This is a genomic window from Novosphingobium sp. SG751A, from assembly GCF_013149295.1.
Lineage (GTDB): Bacteria > Pseudomonadota > Alphaproteobacteria > Sphingomonadales > Sphingomonadaceae > Novosphingobium.
This window is the reverse complement of sequence record NZ_JABGCB010000006.1, coordinates 177,387-197,294: the sequence shown is the minus strand read 5'-3', so window position 1 is coordinate 197,294 and position 19,908 is coordinate 177,387. Positions and strand designations below refer to the sequence as shown.

At 64.4% G+C, this 19,908-nt stretch carries 20 protein-coding genes; 2 read left to right on the top strand and 18 right to left on the bottom strand.

What is annotated here, in order from left to right; translation table 11 throughout:
• Positions 1–8: 8 nt before the first annotated feature.
• Positions 9–614: an alpha/beta hydrolase gene (locus FHW96_RS10065; protein WP_172340432.1), complete on the bottom strand. Its 606-nt coding sequence runs from the start codon at positions 612–614 to the stop codon at positions 9–11.
• 269 nt (positions 615–883) lie between these two features.
• Here FHW96_RS10065 and FHW96_RS10060 point away from each other — a divergent pair, with 269 nt between their 5' ends.
• Positions 884–3,346 carry a TonB-dependent siderophore receptor gene (locus FHW96_RS10060; protein ID WP_253950859.1) on the top strand — a complete coding sequence of 821 codons (2,463 nt, stop codon included), beginning with the start codon at positions 884–886 and terminating at the stop codon, positions 3,344–3,346.
• A gap of 42 nt (positions 3,347–3,388) precedes the next feature.
• Here FHW96_RS10060 and FHW96_RS10055 read toward each other — a convergent pair whose 3' ends face one another.
• From FHW96_RS10055 to FHW96_RS09990, 14 genes are all read right to left on the bottom strand, one after another.
• Positions 3,389–4,348 (bottom strand): glutathione S-transferase family protein, encoded by a 960-nt coding sequence (locus tag FHW96_RS10055; protein WP_172340431.1) that lies wholly within the window; start codon positions 4,346–4,348, stop codon positions 3,389–3,391.
• A gap of 13 nt (positions 4,349–4,361) precedes the next feature.
• Positions 4,362–4,913 carry a YceI family protein gene (locus tag FHW96_RS10050; protein ID WP_172340430.1) on the bottom strand — a complete coding sequence of 184 codons (552 nt, stop codon included), beginning with the start codon at positions 4,911–4,913 and terminating at the stop codon, positions 4,362–4,364.
• Positions 4,914–4,931: 18 nt separating this feature from the next.
• Entirely contained in the window at positions 4,932–5,516 is a 585-nt protein-coding gene (locus FHW96_RS10045) for a cytochrome b (protein WP_172340429.1), read from the bottom strand.
• A 1-nt stretch (position 5,517) separates the two neighbouring features.
• A complete protein-coding gene (locus FHW96_RS10040) occupies positions 5,518–6,105 on the bottom strand; it encodes a YceI family protein (RefSeq protein WP_172340428.1) in 588 nt (195 codons plus the stop codon).
• A gap of 104 nt (positions 6,106–6,209) precedes the next feature.
• The gene (locus FHW96_RS10035) at positions 6,210–7,256 is read right to left on the bottom strand and encodes an FUSC family protein (RefSeq protein ID WP_172340427.1); all 1,047 of its coding nucleotides are present in this window, start codon (positions 7,254–7,256) and stop codon (positions 6,210–6,212) included.
• 37 nt (positions 7,257–7,293) lie between these two features.
• On the bottom strand, positions 7,294–8,034 hold the full coding sequence (locus FHW96_RS10030; RefSeq protein WP_172340426.1) for an MgtC/SapB family protein: 741 nt from the start codon (positions 8,032–8,034) through the stop codon (positions 7,294–7,296).
• 72 nt (positions 8,035–8,106) lie between these two features.
• Positions 8,107–9,015 carry a LysR substrate-binding domain-containing protein gene (locus tag FHW96_RS10025; protein WP_172340425.1) on the bottom strand — a complete coding sequence of 303 codons (909 nt, stop codon included), beginning with the start codon at positions 9,013–9,015 and terminating at the stop codon, positions 8,107–8,109.
• Positions 9,008–10,081 (bottom strand): FUSC family protein, encoded by a 1,074-nt coding sequence (locus FHW96_RS10020; RefSeq protein ID WP_172340424.1) that lies wholly within the window; start codon positions 10,079–10,081, stop codon positions 9,008–9,010. Before FHW96_RS10020 ends, FHW96_RS10025 begins: the two co-directional genes overlap by 8 nt.
• A 45-nt stretch (positions 10,082–10,126) precedes the next feature.
• Positions 10,127–11,068, bottom strand: coding sequence for a transporter (locus FHW96_RS10015; protein ID WP_172340423.1), 942 nt, complete (start codon positions 11,066–11,068; stop codon positions 10,127–10,129).
• 62 nt (positions 11,069–11,130) lie between these two features.
• The gene (locus tag FHW96_RS10010; protein ID WP_172340422.1) at positions 11,131–12,591 is read right to left on the bottom strand and encodes an aldehyde dehydrogenase; all 1,461 of its coding nucleotides are present in this window, start codon (positions 12,589–12,591) and stop codon (positions 11,131–11,133) included.
• A complete protein-coding gene (locus FHW96_RS10005; protein ID WP_172340421.1) occupies positions 12,588–12,980 on the bottom strand; it encodes a cytochrome c family protein in 393 nt (130 codons plus the stop codon). Before FHW96_RS10005 ends, FHW96_RS10010 begins: the two co-directional genes overlap by 4 nt.
• Before the next feature lie 27 nt (positions 12,981–13,007).
• Entirely contained in the window at positions 13,008–14,579 is a 1,572-nt protein-coding gene (locus FHW96_RS10000) for an FAD-binding oxidoreductase (protein WP_172340420.1), read from the bottom strand.
• A gap of 20 nt (positions 14,580–14,599) precedes the next feature.
• Positions 14,600–14,932, bottom strand: coding sequence for a cytochrome c (locus FHW96_RS09995; RefSeq protein ID WP_172340419.1), 333 nt, complete (start codon positions 14,930–14,932; stop codon positions 14,600–14,602).
• Between the two features lie 6 nt (positions 14,933–14,938).
• Complete coding sequence (locus tag FHW96_RS09990) at positions 14,939–15,271, bottom strand: hypothetical protein (protein WP_172340418.1); 333 nt, start codon at positions 15,269–15,271, stop codon at positions 14,939–14,941.
• 303 nt (positions 15,272–15,574) lie between these two features.
• Here FHW96_RS09990 and FHW96_RS09985 point away from each other — a divergent pair, with 303 nt between their 5' ends.
• Positions 15,575–17,185, top strand: a complete 1,611-nt coding sequence (locus FHW96_RS09985; RefSeq protein ID WP_172340417.1) for a sigma-54-dependent Fis family transcriptional regulator — start codon at positions 15,575–15,577, stop codon at positions 17,183–17,185.
• Here FHW96_RS09985 and FHW96_RS09980 read toward each other — a convergent pair.
• The 3 genes from FHW96_RS09980 to FHW96_RS09970 all read right to left on the bottom strand — a co-directional run bounded on the left by FHW96_RS09980 (position 17,158) and on the right by FHW96_RS09970 (position 19,902).
• The gene (locus FHW96_RS09980; RefSeq protein ID WP_172340416.1) at positions 17,158–17,457 is read right to left on the bottom strand and encodes a Dabb family protein; all 300 of its coding nucleotides are present in this window, start codon (positions 17,455–17,457) and stop codon (positions 17,158–17,160) included. The two genes, FHW96_RS09985 and FHW96_RS09980, sit on opposite strands and share 28 nt — an antisense overlap.
• Before the next feature lie 8 nt (positions 17,458–17,465).
• Positions 17,466–18,560, bottom strand: a complete 1,095-nt coding sequence (locus FHW96_RS09975) for a Gfo/Idh/MocA family protein (protein ID WP_172340415.1) — start codon at positions 18,558–18,560, stop codon at positions 17,466–17,468.
• 67 nt (positions 18,561–18,627) lie between these two features.
• On the bottom strand, positions 18,628–19,902 hold the full coding sequence (locus tag FHW96_RS09970; protein ID WP_172340414.1) for a dicarboxylate/amino acid:cation symporter: 1,275 nt from the start codon (positions 19,900–19,902) through the stop codon (positions 18,628–18,630).
• Between the last annotated feature and the right edge of the window lie 6 nt (positions 19,903–19,908).

Here is a 19,908-nt window from a genome sequence, read left to right as displayed (position 1 = left end):
CTCAGCCTTTAGCGTGCAGGCGCACCCGCCTGCACGCCCGCAACTGGCCCCGCCGCAGCCCCCTCGACCAACTGCGTCAACAGCCGCCAGCCATCCTCCCAATCGCCCAGCCCGCTGTCGGCATTGATATGGCCCAGCGCACCCGCATCGAGGAATTGCGCCCCCCACATGCGCGCCAGAACCCGCGCCGCCGGTTGCCCGCAATAGGGATCGTTGCGACTGGCCAGCAGCAGCGCAGGAAAGGGCAAGGGGCCCGAGGCCGTGGGCGAAAAGGCGCTGACGCGGGTGTCGAGCGGAAAGAAATCGACCTCGGGCGGCGCGACCAGCAAGGCCCCGGCCACCAGCGACGCGGCATCCGGCTCCATCGCGGCCCATGCCGTCACCGCGTGGCAGCCCAGACTATGTGCGGCCAGCAGCACCGGCCCCGGCGCGCGGCGCAGGGCAAGGTTGAGCTGATTGACCCATGAATTGCGATGCGGCCGGTCCCACAGGCCCAGTTCCACCCGCTCGCATCGCGGGTGCAACGCTTCCCAGCGGGTCTGCCAATGGTTCGGGCCGGAATTGTCGAGGCCCGGCACGGTCAGCACCAGAGGAAATTCAGGATGGGAGGACATGATGGACTCCGCGCAAAGGGATAATGTCTATTAATATAATAGAGTATAGGCGCGGTGCCAACTATTCCTCTTTGTCCACCCCCAAGCGAAATTTGTCCCCCCACCCCTTTGAAATCAGAAATGCAAAACGGTTGAGTGCCGCCAATTTCGCGCGCGCAAAACTCATTTGCCCGCGCAATCCTTCAATCACTATCAAATTAATAGAGTTTTCTTGCGACGGGCAGGAAACCGTTCCGCGCAAATATGCGCCTCGTCCTTACAGGGGGAAAATGATGAAACGATTGGGGAATTTCCTTTCTGCCGCCTCGGCTCTGGTTCTGGCCGCCACGGCCCAGAGCGCGCAGGCCGCACCGGACAATGACAGCGCGGGCGACAATCCAGGCGAGGCTATCATCGTCACCGGCACCCGCCAGACCGGCATCCGCGCCGCCGACAGCGCCGCGCCCATCTCGCTGATCGATTCCGGCACGCTGACCCGCGTGGGCCAGCCCAACCTCAATCAGGCCCTGACGCAGATCGCTCCCAGCTTTGCCGCCCAGCAATTTGGCGGGGACGTGTCCAATCTGACGCTTTCGGCGCGGCTGCGCGGGCTTTCGCCCAACCATACGCTGGTGCTGGTCAACGGCAAACGCCGCCATAATACCGCCAGCTTTCAGGTATCAGGCGGCGCGTTTCAGGGCGGCGCAGCGCCCGACATCGACTTGATCCCGCCCTCGGCGATTGCCCGGATCGAGATCCTGACCGATGGCGCGGCGGCGCAATATGGCTCGGACGCCATCGCGGGCGTCATCAACATCATCCTGAAGGATGCCGACCACGGCTTTAGCGCCAGCGTGACGGGCGGCGGCTATTATCAGGGCGGCGGATCCTCCAACGCGCAAAGCGCCAATCTGGGCACGAAGCTGGGCGAGAAGGGTTTCCTCAACCTGACAGTGCAGCACCGTTATCGCGGATACAGCCAGCAAGGCGGCGCGGACCGGCGCGTTGGCAATGTCGACGGCAGCATCCTTTCGGGCGTTCCGGCCAGTTGGGGGGCGATTGCCGGATCGCCCAATCTCAACCCTATTCTGGGCGATGCGCAGAATTATCTGACCACCGCCTTTGCCAATGCAGGCTATGATTTCGGCGCGGTTCAGGCCTATGCCAATGGCAGTTTCAGCCGCCGCGTCGCCAATTCTCAACAGAATTACCGCCTGCCCAACCGCATCCTGAAGAGCGACGGCTCCTATCTCTATCCCGGCGGCTTTGTTCCCCTGATCGGCATCCACGAACAGGATTACGCCGGCACGGTCGGCCTCAAAGGCGCGCTGGGCAAGGGCACATGGGATCTTTCCAGCACCTATGGCAAGGATCAGATCGACGTCTGGACGCTCAATTCGGCCAATGCCAGCCTCTATACCGACACCGGATACACCCCGCGCAATTTCTATGACGGCCAGTTCACATCCAGCCAGTGGACCAACAATCTGGACCTGACCTATCCGGTCGAGGTCGGCTTTGTCGAGCCGCTGCATCTGGCCGCGGGCGCGGAATTCCGGCGCGAAACCTATGGCATCGTGCAAGGCGACGGCCCCTCGATCTACAAGGAAGGCCCGCAGGCCTATCCCGGTTTCCAGCCCACCGATGCAGGCCGCCATGCGCGCCGCGCCTTCTCGCTCTATGGCGACATTTCGGCCAAACCGGTGGCGGCATGGCAGGTCAATCTGGCGGGCCGGTTCGAGCATTATTCCGACTTTGGCAATGCCTTCAGCTTCCGCGCCAACAGCCGCTATGATTTCGGCCCCGACTTTGCCCTGCGCGGCACGGTCAACACCGGTTTTCGCGCGCCCAACCTTGGCGAACAATATTATTCGGCCACCAGCGTTTCGCCGACCAGCGCGGTGGTGCAATTGCCCGCCAATTCGGATGCGGCCAAATTGCTGGGCTTTCAAAACCTCAAGCCGGAACGCTCGACCGGCATTTCGGGCGGTTTCGTCGCCCATCCGATCCCGCGCCTGACCATCACGGCGGACGCCTATGCCACATGGATTCGCAACCGCATCGTCGCCACAGGCACGATTCTGGGCAAGAGCGGCACCACCATCGTCAGTCAGGCAGTGCTGGACGCGGTGGCTGCGCATGGCAATGTGCTGGACCCGGCGGCCACCTATGCGGGGGTCAGCCTGTTTGCCAATGGCGCCGACACACGCACGCTGGGCGCGGAATTTTCGGCCAATTATCCGGTCAGCACCGCCATCGGCAAAATCGACCTCTCGCTGGCGGGCAGCGTCAATGACACCAAGCTCACGCGCAACCGACTGGGCAGCACCCTGTTCAACGAGGGCGCGGTCAGCAATCTGGAAACGGCGGCCGCGCCCTATAAGGTGGGCCTCGGCGGATTGCTGACCAGCGGCAAGTGGACGGTCAACCTGCGCGAAACGCTCTATGGCCCGGTCAGCGCCCGCGTCTCGCCCAACAGCGGCGCGACATGGTACACATCGCGCATCGCCCCCAGCGTCATCACCGATCTGGAGCTGGGATACAAGCTGAGCAGCGCAATCGATCTGGCGATTGGCGCAAACAATCTGTTCAATCGCAAGCCGCCGCTGGTGCCGCTGATCCCCGGCACCGTGACGGCCACCAGCGGGGGCACGCTGATCAATGGCGGGACGGTGCTGAACGCGCCCAACACGCTTTCGCCCTTTGGGATCAATGGCGGCTATTATTACGCGCGGCTGTCTATTGCTCTGTAACGATCATGGCCCCCTTGCGCCTGCCGCAGGGGGGCCATGGCCTCATAGGCCCAGCGCGCTCAGGTCCGGCCCCACCGGCACAATACCATTGGGATTAAGAGATTTTATAGAATAATAGCCCTGCTTGATGTGATCGATGCTGACCGTCTCGCGCACACCGGGAATGGCCAGAATGCGCGCCAGATAGGCGCTGAGCGCGCCATATTCGGCCAGACGCCGCAGGTTGCATTTGAACAGACCGTGATAGGCCGCATCGAAGCGCACCAGCGTGACGAAGAGGCGAATGTCCGTCTCGGTCAGCGCATCGCCAAACAGATAAGGCCCGCCCGCCGCCAGCCTCGCCTCCAGTTCGTCCAGCATGGCAAACACGTCGCGATAGGCTTCCTCATAGGCCAGCTGCGTGGTAGCGAAACCGGCGCGATAGACGCCATTGTTGAGCGCGGGATAAATCCGGTCGTTCAGCGCGTCGATCTCTTCGCGCAGGGCCTCCGGATAGAGGTCATAGGCATCGCTGGCCAGATCGCCAAAGCCGCTGTTGAACATGCGCAGGATGTCGGCCGATTCGTTGCTGACCATCGTATCGCTGGCCTTGTCCCACAGTACCGGCACGGTGGCGCGGCCGGTATAGACCGGATCAGCGCGGGTATAGACCTGATGCATATAGGTCGCCCCATGGAGCGGGTCGGGGCCGGCGCCGGGATAATCGCCAAAGCGCCACCCTTCATCGGTCAGCGCCGGTTCGACCACCGAGACCGAAACGACATCGCGCAAGCCCTTCAATTCCCGCGCGATCAACGTGCGCGAGGCCCATGGGCAGATCAGCGCGACATAGAGATGATAGCGCCCCGCCTCGGCCTTGAAACCGCCGTTTCCGGTCGGCCCCGCCTTGCCGTCGGGCGTGACCCAGTGGCGAAAGCCGGAAATCTGGCGGACGAAGCCGCCCTTTTCATCGGTGGCCTGCACCGGCTGCCAATTGGCGCTCCATTTGCCTTCGACCAGCATGGGTTCAATCCTTTCAGCGCGTCGCTTCGACAGCAATATCAACCCGGACATTGGCGGCAACCGCTTCGGTGCCCGCGAACTGCCCCTGCCCCACGCCAAAGGTCCGCCGGTCGATGGTGAGACTCCCGCGCATCACGGCCAGCCTGTCCTTGACCGCCAGTTGAAAGGGCAACGCAACCGGGCGGCTGATGCCGCGAATGGTCAGATTGCCCTGCGCGATATAGCGATCCGGGCCGACCTTTTTGAACTGGCTGGATTTGAACTCTGCCTGCGGGAAAGCCTTGATGTTGAACCAGTCCGCAGTGGGCAACGACTGATCGCGCGAGGCCTCGCCGGTGAAGGCGGAAGCCGTGTCGATCGTGGCCACCACGGACGAGCCGGACAGATTGGCCGGATCGAACTGAATGCGCGCGTCAAAGCGGCGGAAGGCGCCATTGATCGCCTGACCATTCATCGAGGCCACGAAACCGAGGCGCGACTTGGCCTTATTAACCGCCCAAGACGGAGCGGTTGCGGCCAGAGCGGGGCTGGCGACCAACGCCGCCAGCAGGAAAGCATAACGCATGGAAATTCTCCGGAAAACTCAGCGCGGTGTGGCCGAAAGGAACGGCACCATCCGCCCCAGCACGCCATCGCGGTTGATGAATTGATGCTTGAGCGCCGCGGCCACATGCAGGCCGATCAGCGCCGCGCCGCCAAACGCCATGGCGACATGCGCCCCGCCCGACAGCTTGCCCGCCGTGGCCCGCGCCGGACCCGCCAGATCATGCAGCATGGCGATATGGGGCAAGGGAATCGTGTGCCAGAGCAGGGTGGGAATGTTGAAAGGGCTGACCGACACCAGCGCCCAGCCGGTCAATGGCATAAGGATCATCATGGCATAGAAGAACAGATGGGTGGCATGGGCGGCGAAACGTTCCAACGCATTCATCGTTTCGGGCAGGGCCGGCGCGCGATGGCTCACGCGCCAGAGCAGCCGCAGAATGGAGAGCGCCAGCACGCTCATGCCGATGGATTTGTGCAGTTGAAACGCCTCAAACTGGTCCAGCCCGATCAATTGCTTCATCCACCATCCCAGCGCCAGATTGGCCAGCAGAAAGCCCGCCACCAGCCAATGCAGCACCATGGCAACAGCCGAATAGCGCAGGCTTTCAACGCTGGCCCCCATGTCAGTTGGCCTTTTCAAAGGCGGCGGTGATCGAAATGGCCAGATCGTCGCCCACATAGGGGACATATTTGGTCACGCCGAATTCCGAACGCTTGATCGTGCCGGTTGCGCTGAAGCCCACAGTATAGGCCTTGGTCATCGGATTGACGCCCGAACCGCCCAGCGTGGCGCTCAGCACCATCGGCTTGCTGATGCCATGCAGTGTGACCGTGCCGGTGATGCGCGCGGTGCGCGGCCCGGTCTGCTCAACCTTTTGCGAGACAAAGCGGATGGTGGGGAATTTGGCGGCGTCCAGCCAGTCGGCGCTTTTCAGCTCGCCGTCCAGCACGGCATTGGTCGTCGAGATCCGGTCAACCGGCAGCGAGACATCGAGCGAGGTGCCCGCCAGACCCTGCGCCGGGTTGAGCACCAGCGTGCCGGTGGCATCGGGGATCACGCCAAAGAAATCGTTGAAGCCAAAGTGGTTGACCGAAAACTGGGCCAGCGTGTGATGCGATTCCACCTTGTAGGTGCCGCCCAGAACCGGGGCGGTTTGGGCATGGGCGGCGATGGGCAGCGCGAGAGCGGCGGCAAGGACAAACAGTTTCATGGGGGAAGGCTCCGTGAAGAAGGGATGCCAGGCTTCTACGCTCCTTACCTCAAGGCGATAATTACCTATCTCTTTGAATGATCTTCAACTCTAAGTTGGAAATTCTATCGGCACTCCGCGATCCGCTCGCCCAGATCGTGGAAGTCCTGCTGCATCCGCCGCAGGGTGAAGGCCATGCCAAACACCCGCCCCATCGCATCAAAGGGGATTGCACGCGCTTCGTCGGAATGTTGCAGGGTGACAAAGGCCCGCTCGAAAGCCTCGGCAGCCTCGGAATTTTGCGCTGGCGCCGCGCCATCCGACAGGGCCGCCGCCGCATCCCGCGCCGATTGCGCATGAGCGCGCAGCATTGCCTCCACCGCCGGGCCGACAATCGCCAGCGCAGTCGGCGGAAATGGGCTGCCCAGAATCTGGCCGATCTGGGCAATGCCGTTGCGGATGCGCCAAAGCGTACGCGGGATGGCATCGGACACATCCTCGCGGACCAGCCCCATCGCCCTTTCGCGCCGCGCGTCATTCAACACCGCCTCGGTCGCCACCAGCGATTGGCGCAGGGCGATATTGGCCTCGGCCGAAACCAGCGCCTCGCCCCGCGCCAGCGCATCGGCCTGCGCGTTCAGCAATTGCGCCATCGTGTTCAGGATCTCGCAAAAGCGAGCAATCATCGTCCCGCGTGAGCGCATGGGCAGGATGAACCGGCTTGCCATCACGCCAATCGCCCCGCCCAGCGTGATCTCGACAATCCGGTCCACGACAAAGACCCCGACCGGAATATCAGGCGATCGCGTCAACAGCACAATGGCCGAGGTCAGCGCCGCCCCGCGCAGCCGGGGCTGGCGCGCGGCGGCAAAGGTCAGCACCCCCGAAACGGCAATCAGCGATGCCCCCACGGCCAGCGGATCACGGGGTGTGACCATCACCACCGCTCCGCCCAGCACCGCCCCGGCAATTGTCGCGATCAGCCGGTCAAAGGCCGCCGCCGCCGTTGCCCCCAGCGAACCCTGCATGACGATCAGCACGGTAAAAATCGCCCAATAGCCCTGTTTCACCCCCATCAGCCCGGTCAGCCAATAGGTGGCAAGGCAAGCGGCCATAACGCGGATGGTCTGGGCGATGGCAAGGCGGCTGCGGGTGGGAAAAGCAAAAGGCATGGGCGCATCCTAGGCCGCCCTGCCGCCAAAGGCCACATCAGTTGGTGGCGCTGACGGTCCATGTTGCGCTGATGATGCCGTCGTGGCGGGCGATATGGGCGGTGATCGCGTCCAGATCCACCGGATTGGCCGTGGAGGGCACCAATATCGCCGCCAACTCGACATGGGCCTCACTATCGGCCAGCGTTTCTATGTCGCGGATCGGGTAATGGTGGGTTTCCAGCTCCTCGAACAACAGATCGCGCGCCTCGGACACGCCCCCGGAGGGACAGACGACATGGACACGATAGAGCGCCTCGGTCTCCTCCGGGTCCATCGGGCGGCGGTTGACCGCATCGACCAGCGGGCGCAGCAACGTGTTGCCCGCCAGCACGAAGATCGCCACCAGCACCGCCTCGGCCGGTTTGCGCGCCCCGGCAAAACTGCCCACCGCCGCGCTGGCCCACAGTGTTGCCGCGGTGTTCAGGCCGCGCACATGGGTGCCCTCCTTCATGATGACCCCCGCGCCCAGAAAGCCGATGCCCGACACGACATAGGAAATCACCCGGACCCCGCCATCGACACCCGCCACGCGCAGACCCAGATCGGCAAAGGCCGCCGCCCCCACCGCCACCAGCACATTGGTGCGCAACCCTGCCGTGCGCTGTCGCCATTGCCGCTCCAGCCCGATCAGCGTGCCCAGCACAAAGGCGGTCAGCAGGCAGATGAAGCTGGTGATCAGGCCGATCAGATCGACATCGAACAAGGCGGCGATCTGGGCCGGGTTGGGGGTATTCATGCGCGAAATCCTGTCAGACGGGCCAAGGACGCCTCTTTGCCCCGGCAATATGAACACAAGGCGACAGCGCCATCACCAATGGCGCGCGATGGCGGGTAATCGCTCGGCCAGAAAGTCGATCCACGCCCGCGTGCGCGCCGCAGGCCGCCGCGTGGCATGGGTAACGGCATAGATCGCGCCCAGATCGAGCAGCGGCACGCCCATGTCGATTTCCACCAATCGACCCGCCGCAATCGCCTCGGCGGTCATGAAGCGCGGGGCATAAACGATCCCCTGCCCCGCACAGGCCGCGCGCACCAGCGCCTCGCCATTGTTGGCGATAAGGGGCGCATTGATCGGCACTCGGATCGTACCATGAGGGCCAAAGGCCCATTCGCGTACCCCCACCAGCGGCGCCAGCGTATAGCCAAGGCATTGGTGGACCGACAGATCCTCAACCCTTTGCGGCGCGCCATGCGCGGCCAGATAGACAGGCGAAGCGCAAAGCGTGAAACTCTCGCTCACCAGCTTGCGCGCCACCAGCGTGCTGTCGGCCAAACGCCCGATGCGGATCGCGACATCCCAGCGCTCCTCCAGCAGATCGACGAAACGGTCGTTGAGGCCCAGTTCGATGGTCACTTTGGGATGGCGCTGATGAAATTCGGCCACCAGTCCCGCAAGATGCAGCACCCCAAAGGACACCGGCGCGCTGACCCGCAGCAGGCCCTCGATGGCGACGGAATGGGCCGAAACCTCGCTCTCGGCTTCGCTGAGGTCCGCGATGATGCGCTCGGCGCGTTCAAGAAATTGCGCCCCCGCCTCGGTCAGCGACAGGCGGCGCGTGGTGCGGTGCACCAGCGTCGCGCCCAGCCTTTCCTCAAGCTGGACCAGATGTTTGGCCGCCATCGCGCCCGACATGGCCATCTCACGCGCGGCGGCCGAGAGGCTGCCCCGCCGGATCGCGCGGACAAAGACCTCGATGCCGGTCAGCCGGTCAGCCACGCGCCCATTGCCCCGCCGCCCATGCCCGCACCCGCGGCGCATGCATCACCATGCCCACGGCCACTGCGATGAAACAACCCACCACCGTATCCTCCAGCCGCGCCAGCGTGATCGCGCCGGGCGAAGCGGCCACGCCGGCCTGCGCCTGCCCCAGCAGGATGGCTAGCGGGGTGATGAAGATCGTGGCAAAGCCGTAATGGCGCACCACCGCCATCTCGATCACAAAGGTCAGCACGCCGATCATCACCGCCAGCGCGCCATGCGAAAGCTCAAGGCTGAGGATGCCCCATGCCAGCGCCACGCCAAGGCCGGTGCCGATGATCCGGTGCATCTGCTTGGTCCACATCATGCGCATGCTGGCCGACTGGATCACGGCAATCGCGCTGACCGGGGCCCAGAAGGGCTTGTCCAGCTCCAGCGCCTGCGCAACCCCCAGCGCCAGACCTGCGGCAAGGCCGATCATCACCGGTTCAAACACCAATATCTCGAAGCACAACGGCGGCGCGGGCCTTTCCGGCTCGGGCGGGCGCTGGCTCAGAATATAGAGGCTGTAGCAAAAGCCCATCGCGGCGGCGAACATCGCGCCAAGGAACAGGATGCCCACCCGCGCGGGAATCTGGTCCCACGACACATGCGAAAACAGCGCGATGGCGCAGGCCATCACCGGAAACATCGCGGCGGGCGGCCCTTGGCGCAGATAGCGGCAGCCCATCGAGACCAGCGCACCCGTCACCATAATCACCGGCACCGGCGCAAAATGGACCAGCGCCGCGATCAGGCCGAGGGCAAAACAGGCGGTGATGGCAAAGCTCATCGCCATCAGCGTCAGCAGGCGACGCTCCATTCCGGCATTGGTGAGATAGACGAACACCATCGTCCCCAGCGCCGCCATCAGCCCTTGCGAAAAGGCCCCCAGCCACAGGCCCAACGCCACCGGCGCCGCCGAGATGACGCCCGCCATAAATGGCATCTGCCACGGGCGCGGGCTGGGATTAACGCGTGAGAGTTCGGCCCACTCCCTGCGCGCCAGGGCCGATAATTGCTGTGATGGGGACAAGCTTACCATGGCCGACAAGTGCCTTGCCCCCGGCCCGCTGGCAAGGGGCCTGCTTTAACGCCCCACAGGCAGGATCAGCTTGAGCCAGAGCTTGTCGCCTTGCGGGCGATAGCGGGCGGTGAATTCATGCTGCCATGTGCCGATCAATTGCGCCTTGCCCAACCCCACGCGCAGCGTCGGCCCGGCGGCCACCGCCTCGCCCTTGAAACCATCCAGCGCATCGAGCACCCGCTGGGCTGAGGCGTCATTGACCCGGTCCGATGAGGTCTGGACATAGTAATAGCCCGCAAGGCCAAGGCTCGCCTTGGGCGTGACCGCCTGCGTCACGGCATATTCGAGGTGAAACTCATTACCCGAACGATAGCGCGCGCCGGTGGGGTTCAATCCGTTGATCTGGGCATCGGGATTGGTGAAATTGATGTCGAACATGGTTTTGACATCCACCTGCAACCCTTTGCGCCCGGTATAGGCCAGCGCGATGATCGGTTCGACATTCCAGTAATGGCGGCTGACCGTGGCCGGATTGGTGCGGTCATAGCGGCCGATGGGCACATTCACGTCGATCCCGGTGATGACATGCAGCCCGTTCTTCCAGTGCCAGCCCAGAATGAAGGGGTCGATGGTCACATCGGTAAAGCCGGTCTGCTGGCCCTGAGCGCCCGCCACGCGGACTTGCGCGCTGACCAGCGGGGCCACCACATGCATAGCGAAATCCCCACCCAGCACCTTGCGGTCGGTCACCCAGACGAGGCGGCTGACGGCGGCCTGCGCATCGACATGGAAATCGGGCAGCAGGCCCTTGTCGCCCTTGCCATCATTGAAACGGTTGGCCTCGTAATTTTGAAGATAGTCCAGATAATAGACTCCCGGCGGCGGCAAAGCCCCGCCCAGTGCCCCTTCGGCCCCCAGCGGATAGACCCCACCGCCGCTTTCCGTGGCATAGGCCGGAGCAGCGGCGAACAGCGCGCAGCACAACAGAGCAAACTTGCGCAACATTCTCATATCTCCCTGTTTTTGTGAAAATGGCCGGGCGCGTTTGACCGCACCCGGCCGTTAGTTTAGATCGGCCAATGCGGCGCCTGCGTGTCGATGGTCAGCCATTTCAGCTCGGTAAATTCGGCAATCCCCGCCTCGCCGCCAAATCGGCCATAGCCGGAGGATTTGGTGCCGCCGAAAGGCATCTGGGCCTCGTCATGGACGGTGGCGCCGTTGATATGCACCATGCCCGCCTCGATCCTTTCTGCCACGCGCATCGCCCGTGCGATGTTCTGGCTGAACACCGCCGAGGTCAGGCCATATTCGGTGTCATTGGCGATCCGCACCGCCTCCTCCTCATCGGCGGCGCGCAGGATCGTGGTGACCGGGCCAAAGCTCTCCTCGGCATAGATCCGCATTTCCGGCGTCACGCCGTCGAGCAGGATCGCGGGCATCAGCGTGCCGGGGCGCAACCAGTCGCCATAGACCGCCGCCCCCTTGTCCACCGCATCGGCCACCAGATGACGGATGCGATCGGCCGTGGCCTCATCCACCACCGAGCCGAGCGGCGCGTTTTCCCGCCGCGGATCGCCAGCAACCAGCCCCGCCACACGTTCACGGAAACGCGCGACAAAGGTGTCCGCAATCGGCTGTTCAAGGACGATCCGCTCGGTCGACATGCAGATCTGGCCGCTGTTCATATAGGCGCCGAAACCCGCCGCCGCGACCGCCGCATCAAGATCGGCATCGCTCAGCACCACCATCGGCGCCTTGCCGCCCAGTTCGAGCAGGCAGGGCTTCAACTCCTGCGCCGCCAGCGTGGCGATAATCCGGCCCACATGGGTCGATCCGGTAAAGTTGATCCGCCGCACTGCCGGATGCCGGACCAGCGCCGAAACCACCGCGCCCGCATCCTTGGGCGCATTGGTGATGACATTGACCACGCCCGCCGGGAATCCAGCATCGCGCAGCACCGTGCCGATCAGGCGATGGGTGGCCGGGCATTGCTCGGAAGCTTTGAGCACCACACTATTGCCGCAGGCCAGCGGCGTGGCGATGGCGCGCACGCCAAGGATCACCGGCGCATTCCACGGCGCAATGCCCAGCACCACCCCGGCAGGGCGGCGCACCGTCATGGCATAGCAACCCGGCCGGTCCGAGGGGATCGTCTCGCCCTTGACCTGCGTGGTCAGCGCCGCCGCCTCGCGCAGCAGGCCCGCGCCCAGATGGACGTTGAACCCCGCCCAGCCCGCCGAGGCCCCGGTTTCCGCCGCCATACAGGCGATGAAATCAGCCGCGCGCGCCTCCATCGCATCGGCGGCGTCCAGCAGCAGGCGGCGGCGGGCGTTCGGCCCCAGCGCCGCCCATGCGGGCAAAGCCGATCCCGCAGCAGCAGCGGCAGCATCCGCGTCCGCCACCGTGCCCGCCGCCGCGCGCGAGGCCACTCCATCGCCCAGCGGGCCGTGGCGCTCGAATGTGGCGCCATCGCTCGCCGCCCGGTCCTCACCCCCGATCAGCAGGGCGACATCAAACGCCCCGCTCATTTCAGCGTGCCCAGATAGGCGACCACATCGGCGCGCTGGGCCGGATTGGCCATGCCCGCATAGGGCATCTTGTTGCCCGGCACCAATTTGGCGGGCGCGGTCAGCCACTGGTCGAGATGAGCCGCGTCCCATTTGAACCCGGCCTTGGCCAGCGCGGGGGAATAGGCAAAGCCCGCCCCCTTGCCCGCGACGCGCCCCGCCACGCCCGCAAGGCTGGGGCCGACCAGCGTCTTGCCCGGAACCGTGGTGTGACAGATCGCGCATTGGGCCTGAAACGCCGCTTTTCCACGCGCCGGGTCGCCCCCAGCCTGCGCCGAATTTGCACCCAGCACAGGCGCGCCAAAAAGCAGGGCCGCCGCGAAGGCGGCCCGGAAAATCTGGTGTGTCATGCAATTATCCTTTTGAGGCGATAAGCCTCAGATACGGATGCCCGATTTGCCCGGCGCGATAATGCCATTGGGGTCCAGAGCGCGTTTCAGAGCGCGGTCAACATGGCGCTTGACCGGGCCGTAGAGATCAGCAGTCTGGTCCATAAAGGCGGTGTTGACGCGATAGACCGCATAGCCGCGCTTGCCGAATTCGCTCAGCAGCTTGGCGAAACAGGCGTGGGCGCGCTCCATTTCCTCGGGGTTGGAACGGTCGAACAACACGTCGATGATGTGGTGCATGTCGCGCATGCCCACGATATATTCGGCCACATAATCCAGCCCGAATTCGCCCAGGATCTTCTTGGCCAGCTCGGTCTGGTCCCTGGTTTCCGAACCCTTGGCCACGGTCACGGGGGCAAACCACATCGAACCGCCGCCGCCGCGCCAGCGATAGAGGCCAAACTCCTGAAGCGTCATGTCGCCGCGCATCAGCTTGGCGCGATACTTGAAGGGCTCAGTCTCACCCGCTTCCTCCTCGGTGATGATCCGGCCCTTGCCGCTGGCCTTGATCGCGCCGGTGATGATGTTCCAGTTGACCTCGACCTGCTCCTTGGTGCCATAGAGCGCGGCATAGACGTTCCAGGCGCCGATGCCTTCCTTGGCCTTGATTTCCTCCAGCACATGGTCGGGCGTGGTGCCGGTGCCCTGATAATATTTGCTGCGCGGCATGATGGCGGCCGCTTCCCACATCACATTGGCGAAAACCATCGCATTGGGGATCACGCCTGCGATACGCAGCGGGCGCAGCGTTTCCACAATGTCATGGATGTCCTCATCCTTGTCATAGCGGATCGAGAAGGGCTTGTAGACCGGCGGCTGCGGCATCAGCCACATGCCCATCTTGGTGACGACGCCATAATTCGACTGGGTGAAGATGCCGTCGAGATAAGGCCCATAGCCCCATTTGAAGACTTGCCAGGCGTTGGTGTTTTCAACGCCGCCCATGCCGGTGCGCAGCACTTGCCCATCGGCCAGCACGACCTCCATCCCGCATTGCATCATGAAATGCTCGCCATAGGGGGTGTAGCCGACGCCGCGATCGACCGTATTGCCCAAAGGCCCGGCAATTGCCGAAGGCGCCGGGCAGGACAACCAGAGCGGGATGTTGTTCTCGACCAGATAGTCCTTGAGCTGCTGATAGGTCACGCCCGGTTCGACCAGCGCGGTGCACATCACCGGATCGACCTCGATGATGCGGTTCATATGGCGCAGGTCGAGGATGACCTGACCCGCACTTTGGGGCGCGGCCGAACCATAGCCAAAGTTGCGCCCGGTCGAGATCGGCCAGATCGGCACGCGCACGCGGTTGCACACGGCCATGATCTTTTGCACCTGCTCGACAGTGCGCGCCATGATGACGGCGGCGGGGCGATGCAGGTCCTCGCTCTCGGCCACCATCACCTTGGTATAGGGGGCCAGATGGTCGGCATCGGTCAGCACGTTTTCAGCGCCCAGAATCTCGATGAATTCGCGGATCGCCCCGGCGAAATCACTTGCGCTGACGCCGGGGGGCAGAATGGTGGGGGCCGCAGGAACGGGAACGGCTTTTTGCGTGGTCATATCGGTTTCTCCCGGAATTTTCAGGATTTCTTGGCGGGCGCAGCAGTTTTGACAGGCGCATTCAGCCGCGATTTGGAGACGTAGAGCGCCACCCCATCGAGTGTGGCATCATCAATCGCGCCATGGGGAAAGGCGGGCATGGCCAGAAAGCCGTGGCGCACGACCTGCTTGATATATTCAGGCGGCAATTGACGCCCGCGCAATTCCGGGCCGACTCCCGAAAGGTGGCAGCGCGAACAGACCTTTTCCCAGGCTTCATTCGGACCGCGCCACACGCCCGTAGGCGAGGCAAAGGCCGAAGAGGCGGAGCCCAGCGTCAGCATGGCGGCAAGGGCAATAGGACGAAATTTCATGGCCGGTCACTCCTGTCCGGAAAGAGGGGCGCCCACGGCATCGTGGCGGGCAATGTCGAGCAGCACCGCATCATCGGCGTCGAGGAAGGGCGTCAGATGGGCCGAACCATGGTGGGCGATGGCCGCGCGGATCTGCGACAGGCGGGCCAGATAGGAGCCCTTGAGCAGGACCGTCTGCCCGCTCCAGCCTGCGGGCAGCGCCCCGACATGGCTGGCAATCGCGACCGGGGCGATGCGGGCCCATCCGGCGGCAGCGGCCGGAACGGCGGTGGCCAGCGTCGCCAACGCGCTGGCGGACAGGAAGGTCCGCCGCGTCAGGTGGGAAAAGGCAGGGTCCATAGGTGGGATGTCTCCTTGATGCAGCCTTGGGGGCCGAATGCGACAACGGGTGCAACAAGGGGGTGCGCGATGCTCTGGCATGATGATCCTCTCCCCTTGTCGTGGCCGCTGTGGCGCGGCCTGACCGGATCGTCGCAAAGCCTGTGCCAAGCGGGGCGGAGGAAGCGATAAATTTTATATTTATCTGTTTTTCATGAATTAATTTATGATCCTATCGCCCTCACCTAGACTATGAGCGCGATTGATACGTCGAATTTCAGACATAATCTTGCCGAGGCATGAAGAATATTCTACACTTTTACCATGCCTCAGGATCTCTTCTCCCATCTCCATTTCGACCCCGCGCAGGGGCACATCTGGCTGGCGGGCAAGCGGATGATGCTGCTCCACGCCCGCGCCTTCGCGCTGCTGCGGCGCGAGGTGATCGACGCGCTGGGGCTGGAACAGGCCCGCGCGATCTTTACCCGGCAGGGCTATCACTCGGGCGCGCTGGACGCCGAGAGCGCGGCCCGTCTGCGCCCCCATGCCACGATTGCCGACATGTTCGCGGTCGGCCCCGAACTCCATATGCTCGAAGGCATGGTCCGTTCCGAAGCCCTGCATGTCGAATTCGATGTCGAGCGGGGCGAGTTTTCCGCCGAATATCTCTGGCACGGCTCGTCGGAATGCGGGGCGCATCTGGAAACCGCCGGGCGCGGGGCCTATCCTGCGGGCTGGTCGCTGGCCGGTTACGCCAGCGGCTATGCCAGCGTGTTCCTTGGCCGCCCGATCCTGTTCCGCGAGGTGGAATGCATCGCCATGGGCCACCCCCATTGCCGCGTCCGGGGCCTGCCCGCCGAGGAATGGGAAGAGGGCGAGGAGGACCTGCGCTTCATGCGCGGCGAGGCGCTCAACCAGATCGCCCGGACATCTGCGCAGGGCGGCGGCGAGCAGCGGATCGTGGGGGCCTCGGCGGGGTTCAACGTGGCCTTCGACATGCTGCATCATGTGGCCGATACCGATGCGGTGGTGCTGTTCCTTGGCGAAAGCGGAGTGGGCAAGGAGATTTTCGCGCGCAACCTGCACGCCATGGGGCGGCGAGCGGACAAGCCCTTTGTCGCGGTCAATTGCGCGGCGATCCCGGAAAGCCTGCTGGAGGCCGAATTGTTCGGGGTGGAAAAGGGGGCCTTTACCGGCGCCCATGCCGCCCGCGCGGGCCGGTTTGAACGGGCCGAGGGCGGCACGCTCTTCCTGGACGAAATAGCCACGCTCTCGCTGGCCGCGCAGGGCAAGCTGCTGCGCGCAATCCAGGAGGGCGAGTTTGAGCGCGTGGGCGGGGTGCGGATGCATCGGGCCGATGTGCGGCTGGTGGCGGCCACCAATGTCGATCTGCGCGCCGCGGTCGAGGCGGGCACCTTTCGCGCCGACCTGTTCTACCGCCTCAACGTCTTTCCCATCCGCATACCGCCCTTGCGCGAAAGGCGGGCCGATCTGCCCCTGCTGATGGAATATTTCCTCGACCGCTACAGCACCCGCTATGGCAAGGCGGTCACCGGGTTTGAAGGCGATGCGGTGGCGGCCATGCTGGGCTATGGCTGGCCGGGCAATATTCGCGAGCTGGAAAATGTCATCGAACGCGGCGTCATCATGGCGCGTGATGGAGAACCCTTGCGCCTGCACCATATCTTTGGCGGGGGCGAGGCGCTTGGCCCCCTGCCCTTCCGTGTCCGCGCCGGAGGGCGAGTGGAAAACGGGCAAAAGACCTCAGGCGGGGACGACCTCGATCTGGGGCGCAGCGAGAGGCGGATGATCGAGGAGGCGCTGGCGCGCAGCGGGGGCAACAAGGCCCGCGCCGCCCGCCTGCTGGGCATCACCCGCGCCCAGCTCTATTACCGGCTGGAGCAATATCAGGGCGAAACGGTTTCCACATCATAGACCACCACGCGCGACCACAAATGCCCGCATTGCTCGACAAAGCGCAAGTGGAGCGGGTGGTCCTGATAGGCTTTCTGATCGGCCAGACTGTCGAACTGCATCAGTTCGGACACGGTGAAACCGCCCTCGACCACATCGCGCTGCTCGGTCGCAGCGGGGATGCCGATGTGCAGAGCCCGGATTTGCGGAATGGCGCGCAGGCTCTCCAGCCCCGCGATCAGCGCATCGCGATCCTCAGGCCTGTCCAGCCAGAAAAAGACGTGGTGAAACATGCTGCCTCCTATGGTTCATTCATGGCCAGCCAGTGCCCGCCCTGCGCGCTGCTTTCCACCGCGCTTTCGACAAAGGCCATGCTGCGCACCCCGGCCGCAATGCCGGGCAACGCCTCTTGCACCGCGCCGCCACAGGCCGCCGCAAATTCACGATAGAGCGTGGCGAAAGGCGCGATCAGCCCTTCGCCGATGCCCCGCATCCCCGGCACACGGACCAGCAGATCCGCGCTGGCCGGGCCCAGCAAACGCACCTCGCCCGCGCGCACCAGCCGCAACTGATCGGCGGTTTCAAATTCCCAATGCAGTGCCCCCTTGTCGCCATAGACCTGCAGGCTGATCGCATTGCGCTGGCCAAAGGCGATCTGCGAGGCGTGGATCATGCCCCGCCCGCCCCCGGCAAAGCGCAGCAGCACCGCATCGTCATCGTCCAGCACGCGCCCCTCATGGCTGCCCAGATCGGCAAGCACTTCGGCCACCCGCTGCCCGGTGGCGAATTCGGCCAGATGGAAAGCATGGGTGCCAAGATCAGCGATGCATCCGCCCGCCCCGCTCATGCCCGGATCGGTGCGCCAGCCCGCCGATGGCCCCGCCATCACGCCTTGCGCATAATTCACCAGCACCTTGCGCACCGTGCCGATCTGGCCCTCCGCGATCCGCGCCCGCGCCTCACGCACCATCGGATAGGCGCTGTAGGTGAAACTCAACGCATAGGCGCTGCGCCCCCGCGCCAGCGCATCGCGCAGGGTCAGCGCCTGCGCCAGCGTAGCGGTCGCTGGCTTGTCCGAGAAAATATGCACCCCTGCCTCGATCGCCATCAGCGCGGCGGGAAGATGCAGATGGTTGGGCGTGGCGATGGCCACCATGGTTATGCCGTCCTCGCGCGCGGCCTCGGCGGCGAACATATCCGGCGCGCTGGCATAGCAGCGATCGGGCGCGACGCCGTAATCCTGCGCGGCGCGGGCCGATTTTTCGGGGTCGGAGCTGAACACGCCCGCCACAAGGTCGATCCCGGCGATCCGCGCGCCCAAATGGTGGATGCCCCCGATAAAGGACCCCGGCCCGCCGCCCAGCATGGCCAGTCGGGGCCGGTCATTCGTCGCCATATTATTCCACGCCTTATGCAAAACCTGCATGCAAAACCTGCCCCGCGTTTCCACAAGCGCGAGCATTTCACAAGGCAGAACTTACGCCCCCCTCCTCGCCGCTGTGGCGCAGCGCCGCCGCCACGGCCAGATCGCCCACCACATTGGGCACCGTGCGGCACATGTCCATCAATCGGTCGATGCCGATAATAAGGCCGATCCCCTCATTGGGCACATGCAGCAGCGCCAGCAGCATCGTGGTCAGCGGCAGGCTGCCCGCGGGCACGCCCATCGTGCCCAGCCCCGCCAGAATCGACAGGCCAAACACCATGAACTGCTGCCAGACGCTCAATTCCATCCCGAAACATTGGGCCAGAAAGATCACCGTCACCGTGGTATAGATGATCGTGCCGCCCTGATTGGCCACGCATCCCAGCCCCAGCGTGGGCCGCGCCACCCGCGCGGGCAGGCCGAGATCCTGCTCAGCGGCATGGAGCGCGGCGGGCAGCGTGGAAAAGGACGATGAGGTGGTAAAGGCGATCACCATCACCGAGCGCAGCGAGCGCAGAAACCGGGCCGGGCTGATATCGCCCCCCATCCACGCCAGCCCCACCGAAACCACCAGCAGATGCAGGCAGAGCGCAGCCACCACCACGCTGAAATAGCCCGAAAGATGCACCAGCAGCGTCCAGCCGAACACCGCCGTCATATCGAACATCACGCACAGCACCGCCACAGGCGCAAAGCGCGCCACCAGCGTGACAATCGACATGCCCACCTCGAACAGGCCCTCGGTGGTCATAACCAGATGGCGGATGTTACGGTTTCGGCTGCGGCTGATGGCAAAGCCGACCAGCACCGACATCACCACCAGCGCCATCATCGGCCGCGCCAGCAACAGGTCGAGCAGGCTGCCCTCCCCTCCCGCCCGCGCGCCCGCGCCGGGGTTCTGGTGCAGGTCGATGGCCATGCCTTCGCCGGGGCGGAACAGATTGGCCATCGCCATGCCGATCACCGCCGAAACCACCGTCATGCCCACCATCGCGGCAAACAGGCGCAGCAGCAGATCGCGCACCATGGCTCGCCCGCGCAGCCGCGCAAGGCCCGTGACAATCGCGGAAAACACCATGGGCAGGATCAGCAGGAAGAGCACCTGAAGAAACAATTGTTCAATCGGGCGGGCAAGATTGACCAGCACGAAATCCAGCACCGCCCGGTCCACCGGCACCACATGCACCAGCGCCCCCGCCAGCGTGCCGATCACCAGCCCGGCCAGCAAGGGCCAATGCGGCAAAGGCCGCGACCAGCGCAAAGGCGATTGGGGCGGGGAAGATTGGGGCGAGGATGGGTTGAGTGTGGCCATGGGAAG